The following is a 4531-nucleotide window of genomic DNA, read 5'->3' on the forward strand; positions in this document are numbered from 1 at the left end:
TAAAATATGACCAAGGCCGAAAAAAGAGATGCCGAAAACAGTTTGGGTGAACTGAAACCGTTTTTTGCGGTGGGATTCTGCCGCCTTTTTCTATCTGTCCCGATTTTTAATACTACACTAACAAATGCATGGTAAAGAATGTTGGCTAATGGAAGTTGATAAAATAAAGAGGAGGGCCTACCTTTGAGCATTGTTGGAAATCTGCGGCTGCGTTATGTGTTTGGTTTAAGTGCCATTGCCATTCTTGTGACCACCTCGTTCTTTACCATGCAGCATCTCATTTCAAAACAGCGTGATTTCTCCCAGCTGATCAACCTTGCCGGGCACCAGGCCGGCCTTACCAACCGCATTGCGTATTTTGCAAGCCTGATGGCCGCCACCGATGATGAAACCGAATTCAACCAGGCCCGAAGTCAGGTGGGTCTGACCATCCATAAAATGCAGGCCGCCCACAAGGCCTTAAAAGAAGGCGATAGTGAAACCCGAATTCCCAAGGTGACCAATGAAGCCCTGGAAACCATTTACGAAGACCCTATGATGGGTCTGGACTCTGCCCTGCAACGGTTTCTGGAACGGGCCCAAAATGTGTATGAAACAGATCTGGAGAGTTTGTCCATCGGGTCCATTGACTATATATACCTGGTCAATTACGGCCCCCATGTGCTTGACCCCCTTTTGGATGCAGCGGTTGACGAATATGAGCGCATCGGCAGAGCCGCCATTGTCAAGATAGAACGGTTTGAAGGGATTGTATGGCTGGCAGCCCTGGCCGCTTTGCTCCTGGAGGCATTTTTTATTTTCAGACCCTTGGAAAAACAGGTGCGCCAGGCCCTTAACTCTCTGCAGGCCTCCGTGACCCAGTTGACAGACACCCACCAGCGTCTGGTGGAGGCCCAAAGACTTGCCCTGGTCGGGGACTGGGAGATGGATGTGGCCTCCGGGGCGTTGAGCTGTTCGGATCAGGTCTATGAGATTATCGGAAGATCCATGGGCACTGTTGAAATGAACAGTGAAAATGTACTTACCTTTATCCATCCGGATGATAAAAACATTGTTAAAAATCATTTCAATGCCCTTGCCAAGAATCCGGATGCATTAAATATGGAGTACCGGGTGATTCGGCCGGACGGATCTGAACGTTTGGTATATCAGCAGGCGACTTCTGTGAAGGACACTGATGGGCGTGTGTTAAAAATTTCAGGCACCATCCATGACATCACCGAGCGCAAAGAGTTATCAAACAGACTGGATAAGTTGTCCCGGCATATCCCCGGATTTATCTTCCAGTATAAACGTGACAGGAACAAAACCGGGTGCATGTCCTATGTCAGTCGAGGGATTCAGCAGACCTGGGGCGTCACTCCCGATTTACTCCAGGACGACACCCGGGCGCTTTCAGATCTGATATATGAAGAAGATCTGCAAAAGGTTATCGAGAGCATTGATGCCTCGGCCATATCTTTAAGAACCTGGAAAGCCCAGTTCCGGATCAGGCATCCGGAAAAAGGCGAGCTCTGGCTTGAGGGCCATGCCACCCCGGAGCAAATGATGGACGGCGGCACATTGTGGTACGGCTATATCTGGGATATCACCGAACGGCGGCTGGCAGAAAACCGGATTCGACGGTTGGCCCTTTATGACCCGCTGACCGGGCTTGCCAACCGCCGCATGCTGATGGACAGACTCGCCCATGCCGTTGCTTTGTCCGGCAGGAACAAAGAGTGTGGTGCCGTGCTCATGCTGGATCTGGATAATTTTAAAAGCCTGAATGATACCAAAGGTCATGATATCGGGGATGCCCTGCTTGTGGAAGTGGGCAGACGCCTTGCCGGCTGTGTCCGGGAAGCAGATACCGTGGCCCGCCTTGGCGGGGATGAATTTGTTGTGATTCTGGAGTGTCTGGGCAATGATGAAACCATAGGCAATGACAAAGTCATGGCTGTGGCGGAAAAAATCAGGTCGGAACTGAACCGCTCCTATATCCTGGGAGATGGCCGGCATGTTCACCACACCAGTGCCTCTGTCGGGGTGGCCATTTTTCACGGCAGGGACCGGGATGAAAGCGAGATACTCAAACACGCTGATGTGGCCATGTACGAGGCCAAGGACCTGGGCCGCAACCGCATCTGTTTTTATTCCAAGGCTCGCCAGGTCATTGTGGACACCAGAAGCGCCATGGCCCTGGATATGCAGACCGGCCTGGATAACGGCGAATTCTGCCTCTATCTTCAGCCCCAGGTATTGAAAACCGGTATGCTGTGCGGTGCAGAAGCCCTGCTCAGATGGCTGCCCCGGGACAAACCGCCTGTCAGTCCGGACTCTTTTATCCCTGTGGCCGAAAGTACCGGTCTGATTCTGCCTTTGGGGGAATGGGTGCTTAAGCAGGCCTGCACCATTGTCATGGATTTGGAAAAATACCAGCTCCCCGAAGATTTTGCCCTGGCTGTGAATATCAGTGCCCTGCAGTTTGCCGATGAAAATTTTATCAAAACCGTTAAACGGGTGTTCCATGAAACCGGCGCCACGCCGTTACGATTGAAATTTGAACTCACCGAAACCAGCCTTGTCCAGGATATGAACCGTGCCGGAAACATTATGAAGGAACTTCGCAGCATGGGATTGCAGGTTGAGCTGGATGATTTCGGTACCGGGTATTCTTCGCTCAACTCCATTAAAAATCTGCCCCTGACCGCGCTGAAGATAGACGCCTCCCTGATCCGCGGCATTGAAAAGGATGAGTCCAGCAGAGCCATTGTCCGCGCGGCCCTTGCCATGGCCCGGGCCATGTCGCTGCAAACCATCGCCGAAGGCGTGGAAACCGAAAGCCAGATGGATTACCTTGCCAAAGAAGGCTGTGATATGATCCAGGGTTATCTTTTTGCCAAGCCCATGCCCTATGAGGAGTTTGTCTCCTACCTGGGCCGAAAAGTAAAGACCGCGTAAACCGGCTGGGCATACCTTTTGGGATTGATTTGGGCAGAATTCATAGGTGTTATGGAATTTTCTATCTTGATCATGAGATGGAATTTTTAGCTTTATCCAATATTTTTCTAATCATTTGAGCCATGTCAGATTTACCTATAGGCTTCATTAAAAATCCATTCACACCTATCTCTTCAGCTTTTTCTTTATTAATCCGTTCACTGAAACCGGTACAGATTATGATGGGTATATCCGGCCTGATCTGCCTTATTTCATATGCCAACTGGTCCCCCGTCATATTGGGCATAGACATATCAGTAAGAATCAAATCAAATGCTTTTGGTGACTTTTCAAAAAAATTTAGTGCATCATGACTGCCTATTGATATGGTTACCTTGTAACCCAGTCGTTCAAGCATTTGGCCTTCTAATTTTGCGATTGAAATTTCATCATCAACAACGAGAATTTTTTCCGCTCCTGATGGTAAGATGCTCTGTAAATCATCTGTCAAAGGAATGTATTTTGATTTCATCAGTGGAATACATACTTCAAAAGAAGATCCTTTACCCGACTCACTGGTAACAAAAATTTCTCCGCCATATTCCTTAACAATGCCATGAACTACTGCAAGACCCAAACCGGTTCCCTTACCCTGTTCTTTGGTCGTAAAATAGGGTTCAAAAATCATTTCCAGTGTCTCGGAATCTATTCCGCATCCATTGTCAGATACGGATAGCATTGCATAACGACCAGGTTTTATCTGGTTTTTTGTAATCGAATGTTTCTTAAATTCTTTTTCTTTTAATTGGATATTAATTTTACCATTCCCAGAATCAACAGCATGATAAGCGTTTGTGATAAGATTCATTGCAATCTGATGCAACTGTGTAGGTTCTGCCATGACCATGCCGCAATCTTCTTGTATGTCCCAGTTAATTTCAATATTTGCAGGAATTGTAGAACGAATAAGTTTGGACACCTCCTTCAGCACCTTTTGAATTCTGGTTGGTATCGGCTTTTGATCTGATTGACGGCTGAATGCCAGGATTTGTTTCACAAGATCGCTTCCTCTTTTTCCGGCTTTATATATTTCTTCCGCTTTTTCTCTTTCATTGCTTTCGGGGGGAAGATCCTCAAGAAGTAATTCTGACATTCCGACAATTGGAAACAGAATGTTATTAAAATCATGGGCGATACCACCGGCAAGATTGCCTATGGATTCAATTTTTTGCGTTTGACGAATGTGTGATTCAAATTTTTTGCGTTCTGTAAGATCTCGAATAATGGAAACCCATCCGGTTCTTTGATCTGATTTGTTTTTTAGTTCCAAAACAGTATGCTCTGTGGGAAAAATCTGACCATCCTTGCGTTTCATTGAAAATTCGAAATTCGTTAAATAACCTTGTTTTTTAACAGCAGGAAATAAAGCATCTTGAAATTCGGCTAAATGTTTTTCATTAACATGTAGCATATCAGCTGGCTGTCCCAGGATTTCATCTTTTGTGTAGCCAAAGAGGGTTGAAACAGCTTTATTCATCTCAACTATGCGTGCCGGTTTTTCCGGACCTAAAATAAAGATAGCATCTATAGTTCTGGTCATATGACTTGA

At 46.8% G+C, this 4531-nt stretch carries 2 protein-coding genes; one reads left to right on the forward strand and one right to left on the reverse strand.

Annotated elements, in window-relative coordinates:
• Positions 1 to 183: 183 nt before the first annotated feature.
• The gene (locus B3D59_RS00390; protein ID WP_286817106.1) at positions 184 to 2943 is read left to right on the forward strand and encodes an EAL domain-containing protein; all 2760 of its coding nucleotides are present in this window, start codon (positions 184 to 186) and stop codon (positions 2941 to 2943) included.
• A gap of 70 nt (positions 2944 to 3013) precedes the next feature.
• On the opposite strand, the gene B3D59_RS00395 is transcribed toward B3D59_RS00390, so the two are convergent.
• Positions 3014 to 4531, reverse strand: a 1518-nt coding sequence (locus tag B3D59_RS00395; RefSeq protein ID WP_286817107.1) for a hybrid sensor histidine kinase/response regulator, incomplete at its 5' end; no start/stop codon positions are given.

Origin of the sequence: Desulfobacter sp. UBA2225 (assembly GCF_002348205.1) — a bacterium.
Lineage (GTDB): Bacteria > Desulfobacterota > Desulfobacteria > Desulfobacterales > Desulfobacteraceae > Desulfobacter > Desulfobacter postgatei.